The sequence below is a fragment of the Motiliproteus sp. MSK22-1 genome, from assembly GCF_001968815.1.
Taxonomy (GTDB): domain Bacteria; phylum Pseudomonadota; class Gammaproteobacteria; order Pseudomonadales; family Balneatricaceae; genus Motiliproteus.
In genome coordinates this window covers 1-319 of sequence record NZ_MIEQ01000002.1, presented here as the reverse complement: position 1 = coordinate 319, position 319 = coordinate 1, and the positions used below count along the sequence as shown (strand labels likewise).

General features: G+C 46.1%; 1 protein-coding gene. It reads left to right on the top strand.

Annotated features, from left to right (window positions below):
• On the top strand, nt 1-319 hold a 319-nt coding region (locus BGP75_RS00010; RefSeq protein ID WP_143820932.1), incomplete at both ends, for an IS30 family transposase.

Here is a 319-nt window from a genome sequence, read left to right as displayed (position 1 = left end):
CCTATGCGCCACAGTCGCTTTCATACAAGAAGCGGAGACAGAGGGTTTATCAATATCGTTAACGGTGTATCGATTCACGAACGCTCGAAGAATATCGACAATCGGAAGTCACTAGGCCACTGGGAGGGAGACTTAGTGTCGGGCTCTGGAAATACTCACGTTGCTACACTTGTTGACAGGAAGTCTCGATTCACAATTATCTTAAAACTTGCGGGTAAGGATGCTGCGTCTGTTCATCAGGCCTTGCTGACCACATTTAAGAAAATGCCGAAACAGTATAGAAAGTCTTTAACTTGGGACCGAGGTATGGAGTTAGCGA